The following is a 17,872-nucleotide window of genomic DNA, read 5'->3' as shown; positions in this document are numbered from 1 at the left end:
GTACCAACCCTACGGTTCGCAACTTCGACCCGAAGCAGTCGGCCCATCGTCATCAAGATGTCTGTTTTTCACCAATTAATGCCCGCATCTGACCGAGACATCGACCTTCCAGGTGAATAAATTTACTACTACAAGCACAACGACGACAGCAAGGAAAGGCACACACCATGTCGAAGATCGCAGTATTCGGTGGAAACGGTTTTGCAGGAAGCGCAATCGCGAAGGAAGCCGCTTCACGCGGCCACGAGGTAACCGTCGTCGCTCGCAGCGCGCAGTCCGGAACCGACACGAATGTCGTGCAGGGTTCGGTTCACGACAACACGATCGTGGAGCAGATCACGGCAGACAACGACGTCGTTGTCGTTGCCATCCCCGCTCGCGAGATCGACGGCAAGCGCCTGCTCGACGCCGTCACTCCCCTCGCCGATGCCGCCGCACGCAACGGTGCTCGCATTGCCGTAGTCGGTGGCGCCGGCAGCCTGTTGGTCGCCGAGGGTGGGCCGCGCGTCGTCGACACCCCCGATTTCCCGGACGCATACAAGGGTGAGGCGCTCGCTCACGCCGACGTCCTCGACGCGCTCCGCGCAACTGACAGCAATGTCGACTGGTTCTACGTGAGCCCGGCCGCAGCGTTCGGTGCCCATGCCGGCGTCGCCCCGAAGGGATCGTTCCAGTTGGGTGGCGACATTCTCCTGACGGACGCCGAGGGTAACTCCGCCGTCGCGGGCGAAGACTACGCCCACGCTTTTGTCGACGAGATCGAGACTCCGGCCCACCGTCGCCAGCGTTTCACCGTCGCACACTGAACATGAGCAACCTTCGTAGGCGCGCAGCCTGGATCGCTGTTCCCGCTGCCGCCGCTCTCCTGCTCACCGCGTGCTCCAACGACGCGGAATCCGCAACGCCCAGCAGTTCTGCGACGTCCACGAGCGTTGTTGCCGAACAGGGCGATCAACTCGAATCCAACAAGACCGTCGTCACGGACTTCTACGAACTGGCGTTCAACGGCCGTCAGGTTCAGCAGGCCGCCGACCGGTACCTTGGCGACGTCTACATCCAACACAACCCCACTGCCGCCGACGGGGCAGCCGGATTTGTCAGCGGCATAGGCGGTTACGTCGAGGCCACACCCGGATTGCACGCCGAGATCACTCGTGTTTTCGCCGAGGGCGATCTGGTTGCCCTCCAGTCTCACACCACGTCTGCACCCGGCGACCGCGGCCAGGCCGTGTTCGACATCTTCCGCGTCGACAACGGCAAGATCGTCGAACACTGGGATGCCATTCAAGACGTGCCGGAAACGTCCGCAAATCCGAACACGATGTTCGACGGACCCACCTCGTCGCCGTCCAAGTCGTCAGAAGTCTTGGAGCGCAACACGGCCAACGCGTTGACGTTCCTGCAGCTCGCCTTCAACGAAGGCAAAGCCGCCGAGGCTGCCGACCAGCTGGTCGGTCCGACCTACACCCAGCACAACCCCTCGTTCGCTGACGGCAAGGACGCATTTGTCACCGCACTGGCCGGGATCGAACCCGTTACCGGAGACAAGGCCACCAAGTTTCCACGGACGGTAGCCGAGGGCGACTTCGTCTTTGTTCAGACCTTCGCTTCGTCCGGTGAGGGAACGGCCGGCAGCGGCTCGATGGACATCTTCCGATTCGACGAGAACGGCAAAATTGTCGAACACTGGGACGCGGTCCAGGACTACCCTTCGACGACCGCAAGCGGTAACACCGTGTGGGATGACGGTCGCTGAGACGACAACTCCGAACAGTTCAGCGGACGGCTACGTGATCAGCCGACGTTGATTCGTTCTGTGTCGCCGTCGTAGTAGTCCAACAATCTCTGATCCATCACCCGGCGCCACAGTGGTGGAATCCACGCGATCACGATCATCACTGCGTAGCCGGCCGGAAGTTGCGGCGCTTCGGCCGCGCTACGCAGACTTTGGTACCGCAGCTTCGGGTTGGCGTGGTGATCGCTGTGCCGCTGCAGTTGGTAGAGAAACAGATTGCTCACGACGTGATCGCTGTTCCAACTGTCAGCGGGGCTGGCGCGAACGTACGAGCCGTCAGCACGCTTGCCACGCAGCAGACCGTAATGCTCGAGGTAGTTCGCCGCTTCGAGGAAGGTGAATCCGGCAACTGCCTGCAGCAGGAGCCAGGGCGCGACCGCCCAACCGAAGATACCGATCAGCGTCGCGAAGAGGACAACACTCATCGCCCAAGCGTTGAGAATATTGTTCTCGAAGCTCCAGGTTCGTTTGCCTTTCCTCTGGAGTCGCGCGCTCTCGATGCGCCATGCCGAACGCAGCCCGCCGAACACACTTCGTGGCAAGAACCTCCAGAAGCTCTCACCGAACCGTGAGCTGGCCGGGTCCTGCGGAGTAGCTACACGCACATGGTGGCCGAAATTGTGTTCCACGTAGAAGTGCCCGTAGAGAGATTGCGCAAGCGCCACTTTCGCGAGCCACTGTTCGCTCTTCTCGCTCTTGTGGCCGAGCTCGTGGGCCGCGTTGATACCGACGCCGGCGACGACGCCCACCGTGAACGACATCGCGATCTTCTCCGCGATTCCCATCGGAGCGTTGATCCAGCACCAGCAGGCGAAGACCAGACCGGCGTATTGCAAGGGGAGGAACGCGTAAGTGCACCAGCGGTAGTAGCGGTCCTTCTGCAGTCGTGGGATCGCATCGTCCGGCGGACTTTCGCCGTCTTCACCAGCCAACATGTCGATGATCGGGATGACGATGACCAGGAGCCACGCGCCGGTCGCCCAGAACAATCCGAGACGAAGGTTGTCGACGAGAAACCAGGAGATGAACGGGCTGAGTGGAATCAGCAATCCGAGCGGCCACAGGTACCTTTTGCGGTCGCGCCAGCGCGGGTTTTCGCCAGACGGCGAGTCGGTGTTCTGGACAGCCTTCGATTCGGTATGCCGTGCGTCGGAAGTCGCTGTCATTCGCCGATCTCGCCTTTCGTCCCCTCGAACGATTCGCCCCACGCACCGTTCACGCTCAGCAAACCAGAACTAATGTCCGGACGGGTATGGTCCCGAAATCCAGAGCGCCCTGCTCGAAAGACGGCACGAGCGCTTGTACTCACCAAAAACTCCCCCGCACATCACTGCTCACCCCGACAGTAGATACGGACAAAATACCCCACGGATCTGCGGGGATGGCGACCACCTCCCCACGTCGCCGAGGATCGATGTTCCCTGGCAAGGCAAGGTCGAACCGCGTCGCTCTCGTCGAAGTAACGGTAACCGGCAGTGACAGAAATCATAAGCAGAGGACAGGATTTCCGCTCGTAGTGGCGACCAAAAAGACTGCGCGCCCTCAACTGGTCAGTTGCGGGCACGCAGTGAAAAGGTGAGCAAGCGTCAGAGCGTTGCAAACACCTTCGTTTTCACTTCGTTCAGCCAACCGTTCGCGGTCACGAAGTCTGTGACGCTCGACTGCAATCCGAAGACGTGCCCGGCCTGCGCCGCCGGCAGCCTCGTGAAGAGGTTGTCGTCGAGGACCGCTTGAACCGCCGCATCGGTCGATCCGTCCGCATTCAGGGGATACAGCACGACCGTCACACCGTTCATGATGTCGGCCAACTGCTCCATCGGGTAGGACTCGTATCCGGCATCGGTGTAATTGGTCGGAACACCGGGCCCGTACGCCAATCCGAGTTCGTTGACCACCAAATTGCCGATCGCACCGGTGGGCTGCTGAACCGAGAAAGCGCCGGGCGCGTCTCCGAGTGAAATGTGAATCCACTTGTTGGTCGCGATCACGTCGGCGTACTCGCCACGGACACGTTCGAGATTCTCTTCGTAAGCAGTGCGCGTCGACTCGAGCACGTCCGTCTTGCCGATCGCCTCGGCGATCTCCGTGGTGATCGTCTTCCAGTCGCCTCGACTCTCGCCCTTGACGATGACGGTGGGCGCAATGCCAGACAGACGGTCGAACGCCGCTTGGTCCACCTCGTCGGCGTCGCCGACGATGATGTCGGGATCTGCCGCAGCGATCGCTTCGAAGTTCATTTCCCCGTAGGGCCCGATGGTCGGGAGCCCGTCGACGAAGGCCTGCTGCTCCGGCGTGAATTCACTGATCCACTTGCCGTAGTCCTGCACAGCAGCCGGTTTCACTCCGAGGGACATGAGCTGCCAAGGAGTGTCGTACGACGCGGCGACGACGCGCTCCGGCGAGGCGGGAACCTCGATGTCCCCGTATGCCGAGGCAACCGTCCGGACGTCCGTCGGCTCGGAGTCGGCCGATGACGAGGAACAGCCAGTCACCACCATCGCACCGACAACGACAACTGCCGCCGCTGCGATGACTCTGGAACCGAAAGAAAATGATCGAATTGCGCGCACGCAGAACTCCTACAGAGGTGATTGTTTAGCCAACCCTAAGTTCATTCTGTGGCACGACACAAGTCCGATCGAGGCGCTTTGAGTCGCTGTTCGGACTAGTCCTGTAGCCAATCGGTCATTGGCGCGCGCGGATGATCGATCAGGCTTGCGAACTCCCCCGGGGTCACACCCATCGTCCGACGAAAAGCCGCACCGAACGCGCTTTCGGAACGGAAACCCGTCTTCCTCGATACAAACGAGATGCTTCGACCAAGTGCCAGAAGTTGCATCGCATGATGAGCCCGCAGTCGCATACGCCATTCCGAGAAGGTCAATCCGGTTTCGGCCGGGAACCTTCGTGTGAGGGTCCTCGTACTGACCTTCGCGTCGGTGGCCCACTCCTCGACCGATCGGGTGTCGGCCGGGCTGGCAACCAACTGATCTGCGATCTGCCGAAGCCACGGCGTCGTCGGCAGCGGCACATCGAAAATCAGTCGCGGTACGGGTTCGACGAGGTCGATGGCAAACGCCTCGGCTCGTCGACGAGCCGCGTCGGTCAAGTCGTCTCGGGTGAGGTGATCGAGTACTTGTTCGAGCAGCGGAGGGGTGGACAAGGCCACCACACGATCCAACCCGGTCACATCGGATGCCACCAACCACGTGCACGACAATTCTGTGCCGCTACGCGCCGTCACCTCGTGCGGAACAAAGGACGGGATCCACAGACTGACCCCGCTCGGCACCGTGTACACAGTCTCCGGAGTACGGACCTCGAGAACACCGTCGATCGCCCACAGCAATTCGTGATCGCTGTGGCGGTGCATCTCCCACGTGTAGTCCGAATCGACTGACAGCCGATTGGTCGCCAAACGCAGATACCCGTCGGCACTGACGCGCAGCGGTCGCACGACGCGTTGCCACTCGGACAACTCGTCGAGCGGGCTGCTGAGCGGGTAGTCGATCTGCTCGCTCACCGCAGCGTCGACAGTTCGGGATGTCCGAACAGGCCAGGTAACCCACCGGTGTGCAGGAAGACCGTTTTTGATCCCGCCGTGATGGCTTTGTCCTTCACTAGTTGGATCAATCCCGCAAAGGCTCGGCCGGTGTACGTCGGGTCGAGGAAGATGCCCTCCGTACGAGCCAAACATCGGATCGCGCCGGCTGATGCTTCCGTGAGCGTCGAATATCCTTGTCCAACTTGGTTTCGCAGGATCTGAAGATCCGCGGCTCGCACGGTCGGACCAGGCATCTCGTCCAATAACCCAGCGAGGGTCGACACTGGATCGGCAACAGCCCCGACATCGACGCCGACAACTCTGTCGACGCCCAGATGCGCGACAAGTCCAGCCATCGTTCCGCCCGATCCGAGTGCAACCACGACGCGTTCCACTCCGGGGAGTTGCTGCTCTATCTCGCGTGCGCAGTCGACGTAACCCTGCGCGGCCACCGCGCTGGTACCACCGAAGGGAATGACAAAAGGAACTCCGCCCGAGTCAGCGACGGCCTGCACCGCGGCGTCGACCGCGGATGCCCTGTCCCCACCGGCCCAGACGATCTCAGCGCCCGCGAGTGCATCCAGAACGAGATTTCCCTGCGCGGATTCCGGCTCGGCACCACCGAGCACCAGCACACAACGCAATCCCGAACGGGCTGCTGCGGATGCAGTCAACCGAGCGTGATTGCTTTGCGGTGCACCGGTAGTGATCAAAGTCGTCGCGCCGACGGCCAAAGCCTGAGCGCAGGTGTACTGCAGCTTTCGGATCTTGTTGCCGCCACCGCCTAGTCCGGTGACATCGTCACGTTTGATCCACAGGTCTTCCGGCCCCAATCCGAGTGCCTTCGCGCAACGCGCCAAAGGTTCGACGGGCGTCGGCCAACTGCCCAGGCTGATCGGCGGAACGTCGGAACTGAACATTCGACGAGTCTAGTTCGACCGTGCACCCACAGTCCGTACTCGAATACAGTCCGTACTCGCATACAGTCGGGACATGGGAACTTTCACGACGACCACACGTGACGTACCGCTGACCGTCAGCCGACCGGATTCGCCGAGTGAACCGAGACATGCGGTAGTAGTTCTCCAAGAAGCGTGGGGCGTGAACCAACACATCGAGAGCATCCTCGAACGCCTCGCCGACGCCGGCTACCTTGCCGTCGCCCCGCATCTCTACCACCGCGGCGCACAGACCTCCTTCACCGACTTCCCGTCCGCGAAGGATGCGCTCATGGCACTCGACAGCACAAGCATCGGCCACGACGTACGTGCCGCCGTCGACTACAGCCGATCCGAGGGAGCAGACAGAGTCGGCTCCCTCGGATTCTGCATGGGCGGCACCGCGTCACTGTGGTGTGCCGCGGTACCCCTCGTCGATTCCGCTGTCACGTACTACGGCGGCGGTGTCGCCGAGGCCCGATGGGACGGAATCGCGGCAGGCACCGAACTTGCAGCGCAACTGCAGGTCCCGTGGCTCGGTCACTACGGCGACCTCGATCCGAGTATCCCGCCGGAGAGCGTCGAGCAATTGCGCGCAACCGCGTCCGATCTCGCCCGGGTGTACCGCTATGCCGACGCCGGCCACGCGTTCAACAACGACACTTCGACCAGCCACTACGCCCCGGATTCTGCTGCCCTCGCGTGGACCCGCACTATGGAGTTCTTCGCCGAAACCCTGTGATTCCCAATGCGAGTCAGGGCACCCGCTTGACCACCGTGCCGGTGATCTCGTCCTGAACCTGTTCAGCCGTTACCGCTCGACTCTGCGCCCGACGTGATCGGGTGAAGTAGTAGATGCCGATCACGGCAAGAACAAACGGAACTCCGAACACCAGCGTCATCTTGAAATCGTCGACCCACAACGTGGTGATCAGAATCGCGACCATGAGGACTCCGCCGAGGATTGTTCCCACCGGAAAGAACGGAATCGTAAAGGAAAGTTTGGTTCCGTCCTCCTTCATCCGCTTGCGAAAGAACCAGTGCGTCACGAAGATCAGCAGCCACGTCGCCATCGCTCCGAACATCGACAACGAGATCATCAACGTGAATGCCTGCTCGGGAAAAAGCACGTAGACGATTGTGGCGACGGCGATACCCGACGTCGACAGTAACAGGGCGTTGACCGGCGAGCCGTTGGCCCTGACCCTGCCGAGAATGGCCGGCGCGTCACCAGCACGGGAGAGCGAGAACATCATTCGCGAAGACACGTACAGCTGACTGTTCATCGCGGACAGCGCGGCGATGATCACCACGAAGTTCAGCACACTGTCTGCGCCCGGAATCTTCACAACCTGCATCACCGTGACGAAAGGGCTTCCGCCGCTCAAGATCTTGTCCATCGGAGCAATTGCCAGAATCAAAGCAAGGGTTGCGATGTAGAAGACGAACAGCCGGACGATCGTCACACGGAACGCCTTCTTCACCGCCACCGCCGGGTTCTCCGCCTCACCGGCCGCAATGGCGATCATCTCGATGCTCAAGTAGCTGAAGATCGATACGATCACGGCAAACCACATGCCGGACAAACCATTCGGAAAGAATCCGCCACCCGCCGTGTAATTGTGAAATCCGTAGTCCGGGTTCCCGCTACCGAACACGACGTACGCTGCCATCACGATGAACGCCACGATCGCGAAGACCTTGATCGTCGAGAACCAGTACTCCATCGTTCCGAAGGCCTTGACGTTGAACATGTTCACGCCGATCAGCACTCCGGAGAACAACACGATCCACAGCCACGACGGTACGTCGGCGAACCAGAACTGCATGTATTCACCGATCGCGGTGACCTCGGTACCGACCGCGAGGACGATACAAGACCAGTAGAGATAGCGAACGAGGAAGCCGATCAACGGTCCGACGTAGAACTCTGCGTACGCACCGAACGAACCTGATGTCGCATGTGCGACGGTCATTTCGGCGAGGGCACCCATCAGCAGCAGGGCGATCAACCCGCCGATCGCGTAACTGATGATGACGCTCGGGCCGGCAAATCCGATGGCGAACTTACTGCCGAGGAAGAGTCCGGTGCCGATTGCACCGCCGAGCGCGATCATGCTCATCTGCTTGGGGCCGAGTTCGCGTTTGAGACCTGATTCTCGCTGCTGAATGTTTTTGAAATCACTCATGAAAGCTCCTTGCGAAAGGCGGTACCTCCCGGTCCGCGGAAACTTGGAAGAATCAGGTGACTGCGTCGCGCTCGCGGAATTCGGGGCGATCCCAGGACTTGTTCTCGAGGATGTCTCGCAACACGTCGACGGCGTTCCACACGTCGGCGTATCCGAGATAGAGCGGAGTGATACCGAACCTCAGCACTCCTGGTTCGCGGTAGTCGCCGATGACGCCCCGCGCGATGAGAGCCTTCATGATGGAATAGCCCTCGGGATGAACAAAACTCACGTGCGAGCCACGACGCTCGTGCTCGCGCGGCGTTATCAACTCCAAACCGTAGGCAGCGCAACGCTCCTCGACGAGGTTGATGAAGAGATCGGCCAGCGCGAGCGACTTGCTGCGGATGTCGGCCATGTCAGCTTTGAGCATGACGTCGAGACCACACTCGACGAGTGACAACGACGTGATGGGTTGAGTACCACTCAGAAACCGTCGTATTCCTGCGCCCGGTTCGTAGGCCGACTCCATCGCGAACGGTCGCGCGTGCCCCCACCACCCGGACAGCGGCTGGATTCCGGTGTTCTGATGGCGACGGTTGACCCAGATGAATGCAGGTGAACCTGGACCACCATTGAGGTACTTGTACGTACACCCGACCGCGAAGTCGGCGTCGGCGCCGCTCAGATCGACAGTGACGGCGCCGGCCGAGTGTGCGAGATCCCAGATCATGAGGGCGCCATGTTCCTGCACTGCTGCAGTGACTTCCGTCATCGCATACAGGTTTCCGGTGCGGTAATTGACGTGCGACAACATCACTACGGCGGTGTCTGGTCCTACTGCTTCGGCGAGGTCGCCCGGTTGGTCGATCAGGCGTAGTTCGTATCCCTGATCGAGCAGCGAGATGATGCCCTCCGCAATGTAGAGGTCAGTGGGGAAATTGTCGCGCTCGGAGACGATCACCTTCCGGCTGGGATCCTGAGCAGCCGCGATGGACAGTGCGGAGGCCAATGCCTTGAACAGGTTGATCGACGTCGAATCCGTCACTACCACTTCGCCTTCACCTGCTCCCAGCAACGGGGCAAGTTTGTCACCGAGGCGGACCGGGAGGTCGAACCATCCAGCCTCGTTCCAACTGCGAACCAAGCCGTTGCCCCACTCGTCGCCGATCACTCTCGCGGCGCATTCCTGTGCGGCAATGGGACGCGCGCCGAGCGAGTTTCCGTCGAAGTAGAGAACGCCCTCCGGAATCGCGAACTCGCGGCGGAACTCCCTCAGGGGATCCACTGCGTCGGCCTTGACGCAGTCTTCCAACGAAAGGGTGGTTGTCGATGTCATGACGATTCTTCTCCTGCATGTGTCGGCGTTGAAAGTGATGAAGGCAGAGTCCGGAGCACGGCGCGTACCGGGCTGGCATCGAGGTCGAGGAACTTCAGCGGCAGTGCGATCAACTCGTAGTAGCCTTCGTCGACCTCGTCGAGGCACAGTCCTTCGAGGATCGCGACGCCACGATCGCTTGCCGCGTGGTGCCCGTCCATGGTCTTGCTGTCCATCGGATCGAACGAGGCGCCGTCGATTCCGATCAGAACTCCACCGCGGTCGGCGAACCAGTGGGTCAGCTCCGGAGAAACACCGGCGAAGTCGTTGTCCCACTCGCGCGGGTACTTCGGGTAAGTCCTCAGAATCAGCCGCTGCGGCAGATGTCCGCCGAGTCGCTCCACCGTCTCTTCGACGGGCCTGATGCATGCGGCACCGTCGACCCCCGTCATGTCGACCACCAGTGCTTCGCCGAGATAGGGCTCGAGGGGAACGGAACCAATGGTCGCGCCGTCGATGCGAGTGTGCGCCGGCGCATCGGCGTGAGCACCGATATGCGGAGTGGTGGTGATTCGGCTGATGGTGACGGCGTCACTGCCGCCGAGGTCGGACGTGACAGCGCGGGTGAAGGCGGTATCGCCTGGCCACACGGGCGTCGATTCGGAGATAGGCGGGCTGATGTCGATCAACCGTGCCACCCAGTCGCCCGTGTGTCCGTCGCCCGCGTGTCGGCCGATCCTCGGAAACATCCAGCCCCCTTCGTCGCAACAGTCGACTGTGTCGATCTCGACCGTTTGATAATTCGATGTGTTTGGCAAAAGCTAGAATCATCGACGGGCGCGGTCAATAGTTGCTGAATATTTTCGCGACGGCAGGGAGAAATCGGATGATAAATGCGATCGAACGGGCAGCTGCCGCGGCTCGGCCGAATCATGTTCGGCTCGACGACGTCGATACGGCGATTCTCCGCGAACTCGTCCGGGATGCACGCATCCCCAACAATGCACTCGCCGAGAAGGTCGGGATAGCGCCGTCGACCGCTCTGGCGCGGATGCGCGCTCTACGCGAATCGGGCGTCATCAAGGGGTTTCATGCAGACATCGACCTCGAGCTACTCGGCCTCGAGATCTCGGCGATGGTGTCGATTCTGATTCACTCCCACGCCAGGAGCCGGATGACGGAAATTGCCGAGCACCTGAGCGGATTGGATTCCGTTCAGCGAGTGTTCCTGATGAGTGGGGACCGTGATCTCCTGGTACACGTGTCGTGTGAATCCCCCACCAGGCTTCGCGATTTCGTCAGCGCACACCTCAACGATCCGGCTATCGCCAATACACAGACCAACCTGATCTTCAGCGAACTGAGTCAAGGCGGCTGAACTGCAGCTGTCGCCAAGGCCGATTCGGTGTACTCTCGTAACCTTCGTCTCCGGACGGAGTACGCGGAGCGCTGATCAATGTCGGAACACAAGCAAATGCAACCCCCGGATTACCACCGATGCCTCGAAACGGTGTTCTCCTCACCCGCCGCATGCCGCGAGATACTGGAAAGACTGTCCAAGATGACGGAGGCAGAAGTCCAATCGCGATGGTCGCCGTGGGTTGACCAGGAACCCCCACCCTTCGGTTCGCATGTCAAGGATCAAGTACCCGCAGAGGTGCAGTTGGCGGCGCTACAAGTCACATACGATTCCCATCGAAAGTCGACTATGGCGCTGTGGCGCCAGTTGTCGGACATCATGGGCATCCCCGTCATGCAGGAAAGCCTCGTCGAACTCATCTGGAGTGTGCGTATGACGATCGAGCGGCTCAACAACCGAATCGAGATGCTCGAAAACGCAGCTACACAATCGGGCAAACCTGCTCCTGACGCATGAGATGACTGTGTTCATCCCACTAAAGTCGGACAGCATGTTGCCACTCGGGTTGTCCATGCTCTGGGAGTCGGTGGAGCCGGAAGCCGCTCTGGAGGAGCGATTCGGATTCAACAGCTTTGGCGCAGCCACCCATTGGGTCTCGGCGGTACTCGAGCAGACTTGGGGATTGACGGCCCTCGAGTGCTCGCGAATGGCGATCAGTGACCAGAACGCGATTGTGTGGGTTGCGAGCGACCGAGGTGGGCTGGTGGTGAAGTGGTCGCGCGCCACAGAGCGCTTCGAGAACCTGGAGGCGTCGACGCGCCTGCTGAGCGCACTCGCCGCGCAGGGCGTGCCCGTTCCGTCGCCGATCACGTCCCTGAACGGATTGGACCGGGAAACACTGCTGGTCCGGGAAACACTGCTGGCCTGGGAAACACTGGAAGGTCCTTCGTGCGCAGTGTCGTTCACCGTACTGCCGGAGTTGGCGGGAGATTGGTTGGACGTGCAGGACCACGCGGCGGTCCGTTCGGCAGGAGCATGTCTGGCAGAAATACACCGAACGCTCGGCGCCACCCATGTCGACGGATCGGTTTTCTCGTCGCGCAGCACCGGGTTGAAGGAGCGCATCGGTGGTTGGCTCGAGAATTTCGACCGCGGGTTCGCGCCTGAGGCAACGCGTAGGCTCGTGGACCTCCTTGCGCGGGTGCCCGAGTTCGATGACCAAACACAACTGGTACACAACGACTTCCGTGCAGCCAACATCTTGACTCGAAACTCTCAGACCACCGGAGTACTCGACTTCGACGACGTGGTGATCGACCACCGGGTGAGCGACCTGGCCAAGGCAAGCGTCTATCTGGGCACCCTGTTCACCGATTGGCGACCGACACCGATCGCGGTACGGCAGAGCCTGCGCGCCGGCTACGAATCTGTACGTCCCCTCAGCCGATCCGAGACAGAATGGTTCGAGATCCTCGAACTGTGGCACGGCCTGATGGCAATCCCGGGTGAGAACGACACCGCCGGTTGGGCATCAGCGTTGTGACAAAAAGTGGGGACGCCGGTACCGGCGTCCCCACTTCACTTCTGATCACATCAGGATCCGGCGCGGATCCATTCTTCGAGATGCGGCGCCTCGGTGCCGATCGTCGTGCCGTCACCGTGACCGGTGTGAACCTTGGTCTCGGCAGGTAAGGCAAACAGCTTGTCGCGGATCGATCCGATGATGGTCGGGAAATCGGAGTACGAGCGCCCCGTTGCGCCGGGTCCACCGGAGAACAAGGTGTCGCCGCTGAACAGTTCGCCGGCCTCCGGCAGGTAGAGGCACGTCGACCCCGGGGAATGGCCGGGTGTGTGGATGGCCAGAATATCCGTGCCCGCCACAGCAATACGCTGATCATCTTCCAAGCTCAGATGCTTCACCCCGGGGTGAGTCATCTCCCAGAGCACATCGTCGGCCGGGTTCAGGTAGATCGGAGCGTCGAGCTTCTCGGCCAGCTCCGGCGCAACCGTGACGTGATCGTTGTGACCGTGGGTGCAGACGATTCCGATCACCTTGCGTCCGCCGACAGCGTCGATGATCGGCTGCGCGGTGTGAGCTGCGTCGACGATTACCACTTCGTTGTCGTCACCGATCAGCCAGATGTTGTTGTCGACGTCCCATGTTCCGCCGTCGAGGCTGAACGTGCCCGAGGTGACGACGCGATCGACACGCAATGTCACAGGACCACCACCGAACGGAGGACCTCGCCGCGGTGCATCGTCTCGAAGGCCTTCTCCACCTCGTCGAGCTTGATGCGCTCACTGACGAACTTCTCGAGCGGCAGACGCCCCTGCTGGTACAGGTCGACCAGAACGGGGAAGTCACGCTCGGGCAGGCAATCGCCGTACCACGACGACTTGAGGGCTCCGCCGCGCGAGAAGAAGTCCACCAGCGGCATTTCCAGCTTCATGTCCGGCGTCGGAACACCCACCAGCACTACAGTTCCCGCGAGGTCGCGGGCGTAGAACGCCTGCTTCCAGGTCTCCGGGCGACCGACTGCGTCGACAACCACGTCGGCACCGAAACCTCCGGTCAGCTCCTGGACTGCCTCGACGACGTCGTCGACCTCGGTGGCATTGATCGTGTGTGTGGCACCAAGTTCCGTGGCCCACTCCAGCTTTCGCGGATCCCGGTCGATGGCGATGATGGTATTGGCGCCGGCCAGGCGTGAACCCATGATCGCTGCGTCGCCGACACCACCACACCCGATCACGGCCACTGAATCACCGCGTCCGACGTTGCCGGTGTTCATCGCGGCACCCATGCCGGCCATGACACCGCAACCGAGCAGTCCGACCACAGCCGGATCGGCCGAGGCGTCGACCTTGGTGCACTGGCCTTCGTGAACCAGCGTCTTGTCTGCGAATGCGCCGATACCGAGTGCCGGCGTCAGTTCGGTGCCGTCTTCGAGCGTCATCTTCTGCTCGGCGTTGAACGTGTCGAAGCAGTACTGCGGGCGGCCACGCTTACACGCACGACACTGCCCGCAGACTGCACGCCAGTTGAGGACGACGAAGTCGCCCACCTCGACGTGAGTGACACCGGGGCCGACGCTCTCGACGATGCCCGACGCCTCGTGCCCGAGCAGGAACGGGTACTCGTCGTTGATTCCGCCGTCGCGGTAGGTCAGGTCGGTGTGGCACACACCGCACGCTGCAATGGCGACCACTACCTCGTTGGCACCGGGGTCGGGAATCGTGATGGGGACGATTTCGACGGGGGCACCCTTGGATCGGGCGATGACGCCGCGTACCTGCTGTGGCATGGCTTTGCTCCTGGCTTCGTGCGATTGAGGACGTGTCGTCACATGGCGCCGTGTTTTCACATTGCGATATGTGCACTCGTTGAAAGGTTAGCCCGAAGCAGGTGCCCGCAACCCTGGTCGAACTGACTGACCGACCTGGCCGAAAGGACTAGGGTGCAGGCTTCACGCCGGCCTCCGCGCCCGCGGCGGCCGCCGCACCCCGACTCTCGACGCCCAATTTCCGCAGGACCCCGGCAACATGAAACTTGACTGTGCTCTCGCTGACGCCGAGGCGCTCCGAGATCGCCTTGTTGCGCCGTCCGGCCACCAGATGCTCGAGTACCTCGAACTCCCGCGGAGCCAGTTCGGTGAGGACGTCGCGGTTCGGTAGGGCGACGGGGGCGTCGAGCGGGATGGTTGCGCTGATCCGGTTCCCCCACCCGGGCGTCGACTCGGATTCGACGGTTCCACCCAAAGTCTCTACCCTCGAACGCAATTGGCGTTCAACGTCAACCACGTCGGCTTCGCCGCCGCCGTCGTCGCGAATGTCGATCGAGAGTGAAGCCGCGTCGAGCGTCCAGGCCACCCGGATACGCGAGAGCATCTGCTGATCCGACAAGGCCAAGACCGCGCCGCGGACGACCGCGCGGGCGCCGTGCGCCACTTCACCTGGTAACCCACGCCCGTCGACGGGTGGCTCCACCAACTCCAACGCGATTTCCCGATGCTTGAGCAGCGAACGCAATTCCCCACGCATCCGTGCAAAAGCCGTGGTGGTCGACTCTTCGGCCAACTCGCGGTGCACGTCGACGGCTGAACGCAGGCCGATCAGAGCCGAGGCCGCAGTCTCCCTGGCCGAGGTTCGCGCACGTGTGTCGTCGAGATCCGCCGAGCGCAGCGTCGCCAGCATCGTCTCGAGGGTGGCCGCATGCACCTCCGTCATCTCCGCCACGGTGCGTGCACGCTCCGACGACGCTGCCCGTGACTCGGCGAGATATGCCGGGCTCGCGTTCCGGACCTGGAGCTGAATTCCGGTTGCAGTCACTGCGAACAGTGCCTGGATCAATTCGAGGGATGCTGTCTTCACCGGTACGGGGTGCGGTGTCAAAACGAGAAGCGTATCGGTTCGATCAAGCATCGCAAGCACTTCACGGTCCCGGCCGGCGACAGCGCATTTTCCCCGAAAGATCTGTCCGACAGTGAGATCCGTACGGATACGGTCGAGTTCGGCGATGGTCACACGATCGACGACGGCTGGATCCCCGGCGACCTTGCGCGGCCTACCGGTGCATTCACGGGTGAAGATCACCAGGGAAGTGTGCGGCGCCATGTCCGCGATCAACGTCGAAAATCGTCGGCCGATTTCGGGTAGTGGTCCCACCAACACGTCTCGAAGGGCGGTGATCAGTAGCGCATTGTCGGTGGTGCTCACCGTTCAACGATAACCATCCGGTTCACTGGTGCAGCGTGGTCTTCATGAGCATCACGTTGTAGTCGGACCAGGTGGTGGCGAGAAAGTAGAGGTCCTGCCCCTGTGACCAGGGGTGCATGTACGCGCCGTAGAGTCCCGGAACCTCGTCGGTGCCGATCACTACGTCGGGCGCACTCCACGGGCCGGTCAGGTCCGACGCCGTCCGCAGCACCAGCGCTCCCCACTCGTTGGAGTACATCGCGACGAACTTGCCGAGATAGTCGTTGTACTGCACCGACAGTTCGCTGACATCCCCGTCGAGAACTACTGCAGCGGCAGCGGGATTGTTGGGGACCCATGCTTTTCCGTCCCAGTATTCGTACGCCGCGACGTCCGCGATGGAGGCTTCCTTGACCCGCGAGAGGCGCCCCTCGCCGAAACGTCCCGCGGGGGTACCGAAGTTGTAGACGTAACCACCGTCTTTGACGAAGGAACCCATCTGGAAGTTGTCGTTACCCGTCAACGGCAGATTGGGCCGGGACGAGGCCGGTTCGACCTGCCAGGTCTCACCGTTGTCGTGCGAGGACGCGATCTGCGAGAAGTTGGTGACCCACTCGCCCGACCCTCCCCACGAACGAATCGACATGTAGTTGACGTACTGAACGCCGCCAACCGAGATACCCGTCGTCGGAATGCTGCTGGTTTCGACGCCGGTGACTTTCAGACTTCCGATGATCTCGCGTGAGTGATTCGGCCGGTCGGTCGGTGAGGAGTCGATGTTCATGCCGTCGGACAGATTTCCGTCCGAGCTACGGAACAGGACGTTGCTGCGCCAGTCACCGACCACCCCGGAACACAGGGGGTCAGATCCGATGCCGACGGTGTCGCCGAAGGCTGTCAGGACCTGACCTGCGCCGTTGTCCCACATGATGCCGAGATCCGTGCCGAGAACGTTGAAACGCTCGACGGTTTGGTTGGGGCTGAGCGCGCCGGTGATGTACTCGACCGCCGAGGTGCGGCCCTGCAATTCCGGAAGTTTCCCGTCCGTTCCGTTGAGCCAGGGAATCGGATTGGTCGGCCCACCTGATTGATCCAAGCTGCCGGTGACGTTGCAATCCCACGGGGATGCATGAGCCTGGGTCGCCCCCAAGACCGCGGTCGACGCGAGTACACACGTCACTGCAGCTGTCGATATCTTCCGTATCCGGCGCATCGCTCCCCTTTCGCGGGGGAGATCCGGACTCTACGAGGTGTCTTGCTCGACCGGATCGGTTCATCCACCCACGACAACACAAGGTAACAGGTAAATCAGTCAATCAGGACAAAACGGCCTTATTCAACAGAGATCGATTTCAACCACTTCTCCATCACCGCTGCGGCAATCTCGAGCCCCTGAGACTCGGCAGCACTCAACTGATGCATGAAGATGCGCGGACCGTCCGCTCCCAGTGAAGCATGCAGCGAGTCGCGGTACTCGGCCAGTTCCATCCATTCGCGCGCCACCTCGGAGGACGCTTCGAGGTGAAACTGAACGGCGTAACTCTGCTTGTATCGGAAGAGTTGATTCGGATACTTGGCAGAACCAGCGAGCCGCACCGCGCCGTTCGGAATGTCGAAGGTATCCGAATGCCATTGCATTGCAGGAAATGTGGAGGGCAGATCTCCCCACACGGGATCTTGCCGGCCCTCGACAGTCAAGGTGATCTCCTCAACTCCGACTTCGGGCACAGCGCCCGTGTAGACGCGAGCACCCAGCGCCGCGGCGAGCAACTGCGAACCCAGACACACTCCCCACACCGGGACGTCGTTCTCGACCAGATCGCGAATGTATTCGATCTCGGATGCCAACCACTCGACCTCGCCCTGATCGCCGACGCCCATCGGCCCGCCCATCACGATCACGGCGTCGAACCGTCGATGGGCGGGAAGCCGGTCGGTACCCAGAAGAACGGTCTGCACATCTCCGTAGCTCTCCAGGACAGGCGAATACGCCGCTGGGGGTTCACACTGCGCGTGTCGTAGTTCCAGAAAATGCATGTAGGCAATTCCTCTCG

The 17,872-nt window shown here is 61.5% G+C and carries 18 protein-coding genes; 6 read left to right on the top strand and 12 right to left on the bottom strand.

The window, feature by feature from the left end; translation table 11 throughout:
* The first annotated feature begins 167 nt into the window (after positions 1 to 167).
* Entirely contained in the window at positions 168 to 806 is a 639-nt protein-coding gene (locus tag EEB12_RS18240; protein ID WP_019745669.1) for an NAD(P)-dependent oxidoreductase, read from the top strand.
* A 2-nt stretch (positions 807 to 808) separates the two neighbouring features.
* Positions 809 to 1,756: a nuclear transport factor 2 family protein gene (locus EEB12_RS18235; protein WP_021331767.1), complete on the top strand. Its 948-nt coding sequence runs from the start codon at positions 809 to 811 to the stop codon at positions 1,754 to 1,756.
* 38 nt (positions 1,757 to 1,794) lie between these two features.
* Here EEB12_RS18235 and EEB12_RS18230 read toward each other — a convergent pair whose 3' ends face one another.
* From EEB12_RS18230 to EEB12_RS18215, 4 genes are all read right to left on the bottom strand, one after another.
* A complete protein-coding gene (locus EEB12_RS18230) occupies positions 1,795 to 2,961 on the bottom strand; it encodes an alkane 1-monooxygenase (RefSeq protein WP_141488264.1) in 1,167 nt (388 codons plus the stop codon).
* Positions 2,962 to 3,381: 420 nt separating this feature from the next.
* Positions 3,382 to 4,365, bottom strand: coding sequence for an ABC transporter substrate-binding protein (locus tag EEB12_RS18225; protein WP_141488263.1), 984 nt, complete (start codon positions 4,363 to 4,365; stop codon positions 3,382 to 3,384).
* A 95-nt stretch (positions 4,366 to 4,460) separates the two neighbouring features.
* A complete protein-coding gene (locus EEB12_RS18220) occupies positions 4,461 to 5,318 on the bottom strand; it encodes a helix-turn-helix transcriptional regulator (RefSeq protein ID WP_019745673.1) in 858 nt (285 codons plus the stop codon).
* On the bottom strand, positions 5,315 to 6,259 hold the full coding sequence (locus EEB12_RS18215) for a D-cysteine desulfhydrase family protein (protein ID WP_141488262.1): 945 nt from the start codon (positions 6,257 to 6,259) through the stop codon (positions 5,315 to 5,317). The genes EEB12_RS18220 and EEB12_RS18215 overlap by 4 nt, the downstream gene beginning before the upstream one ends.
* A gap of 73 nt (positions 6,260 to 6,332) precedes the next feature.
* Here EEB12_RS18215 and EEB12_RS18210 point away from each other — a divergent pair, with 73 nt between their 5' ends.
* Positions 6,333 to 7,019 carry a dienelactone hydrolase family protein gene (locus EEB12_RS18210; RefSeq protein WP_069145454.1) on the top strand — a complete coding sequence of 229 codons (687 nt, stop codon included), beginning with the start codon at positions 6,333 to 6,335 and terminating at the stop codon, positions 7,017 to 7,019.
* A 13-nt stretch (positions 7,020 to 7,032) separates the two neighbouring features.
* On the opposite strand, the gene EEB12_RS18205 is transcribed toward EEB12_RS18210, so the two are convergent.
* The 3 genes from EEB12_RS18205 to kynB are packed head-to-tail and all read right to left on the bottom strand — an operon-like array spanning position 7,033 to position 10,512.
* The gene (locus EEB12_RS18205; protein WP_047889015.1) at positions 7,033 to 8,466 is read right to left on the bottom strand and encodes an amino acid permease; all 1,434 of its coding nucleotides are present in this window, start codon (positions 8,464 to 8,466) and stop codon (positions 7,033 to 7,035) included.
* A gap of 52 nt (positions 8,467 to 8,518) precedes the next feature.
* Positions 8,519 to 9,784: a kynureninase gene (gene kynU / locus EEB12_RS18200; protein WP_141488261.1), complete on the bottom strand. Its 1,266-nt coding sequence runs from the start codon at positions 9,782 to 9,784 to the stop codon at positions 8,519 to 8,521.
* The gene (kynB, locus tag EEB12_RS18195) at positions 9,781 to 10,512 is read right to left on the bottom strand and encodes an arylformamidase (protein WP_141488260.1); all 732 of its coding nucleotides are present in this window, start codon (positions 10,510 to 10,512) and stop codon (positions 9,781 to 9,783) included. The genes kynU and kynB overlap by 4 nt, the downstream gene beginning before the upstream one ends.
* A 137-nt stretch (positions 10,513 to 10,649) precedes the next feature.
* Between kynB and EEB12_RS18190 the strand changes: the two genes are divergently transcribed.
* From EEB12_RS18190 to EEB12_RS18180, 3 genes are all read left to right on the top strand, one after another.
* Positions 10,650 to 11,141, top strand: coding sequence for an Lrp/AsnC family transcriptional regulator (locus EEB12_RS18190; protein ID WP_007730865.1), 492 nt, complete (start codon positions 10,650 to 10,652; stop codon positions 11,139 to 11,141).
* Between the two features lie 183 nt (positions 11,142 to 11,324).
* A complete protein-coding gene (locus EEB12_RS18185; protein WP_139120551.1) occupies positions 11,325 to 11,639 on the top strand; it encodes a hypothetical protein in 315 nt (104 codons plus the stop codon).
* Positions 11,640 to 11,673: 34 nt separating this feature from the next.
* Positions 11,674 to 12,666 carry a phosphotransferase enzyme family protein gene (locus EEB12_RS18180; RefSeq protein WP_141488259.1) on the top strand — a complete coding sequence of 331 codons (993 nt, stop codon included), beginning with the start codon at positions 11,674 to 11,676 and terminating at the stop codon, positions 12,664 to 12,666.
* 50 nt (positions 12,667 to 12,716) lie between these two features.
* On the opposite strand, the gene EEB12_RS18175 is transcribed toward EEB12_RS18180, so the two are convergent.
* The 5 genes from EEB12_RS18175 to EEB12_RS18155 form a co-directional block, all read right to left on the bottom strand.
* Complete coding sequence (locus tag EEB12_RS18175) at positions 12,717 to 13,343, bottom strand: MBL fold metallo-hydrolase (protein ID WP_007730862.1); 627 nt, start codon at positions 13,341 to 13,343, stop codon at positions 12,717 to 12,719.
* The gene (locus tag EEB12_RS18170; RefSeq protein ID WP_007730860.1) at positions 13,340 to 14,428 is read right to left on the bottom strand and encodes an S-(hydroxymethyl)mycothiol dehydrogenase; all 1,089 of its coding nucleotides are present in this window, start codon (positions 14,426 to 14,428) and stop codon (positions 13,340 to 13,342) included. Before EEB12_RS18170 ends, EEB12_RS18175 begins: the two co-directional genes overlap by 4 nt.
* Positions 14,429 to 14,576: 148 nt before the next feature.
* Entirely contained in the window at positions 14,577 to 15,839 is a 1,263-nt protein-coding gene (locus tag EEB12_RS18165) for a response regulator transcription factor family protein (RefSeq protein WP_019745685.1), read from the bottom strand.
* Positions 15,840 to 15,861: 22 nt separating this feature from the next.
* Positions 15,862 to 17,031: a DUF4185 domain-containing protein gene (locus EEB12_RS18160; RefSeq protein ID WP_019745686.1), complete on the bottom strand. Its 1,170-nt coding sequence runs from the start codon at positions 17,029 to 17,031 to the stop codon at positions 15,862 to 15,864.
* A 119-nt stretch (positions 17,032 to 17,150) separates the two neighbouring features.
* Positions 17,151 to 17,855, bottom strand: coding sequence for a type 1 glutamine amidotransferase (locus tag EEB12_RS18155; protein ID WP_258537266.1), 705 nt, complete (start codon positions 17,853 to 17,855; stop codon positions 17,151 to 17,153).
* Positions 17,856 to 17,872: the final 17 nt, after the last annotated feature.

Source organism: Rhodococcus sp. WS1, from assembly GCF_003797745.1.
Classification (GTDB): Bacteria; Actinomycetota; Actinomycetes; order Mycobacteriales; family Mycobacteriaceae; genus Rhodococcus_F; species Rhodococcus_F erythropolis.
This window is presented reverse-complemented; position numbering and strand designations above follow the sequence as displayed.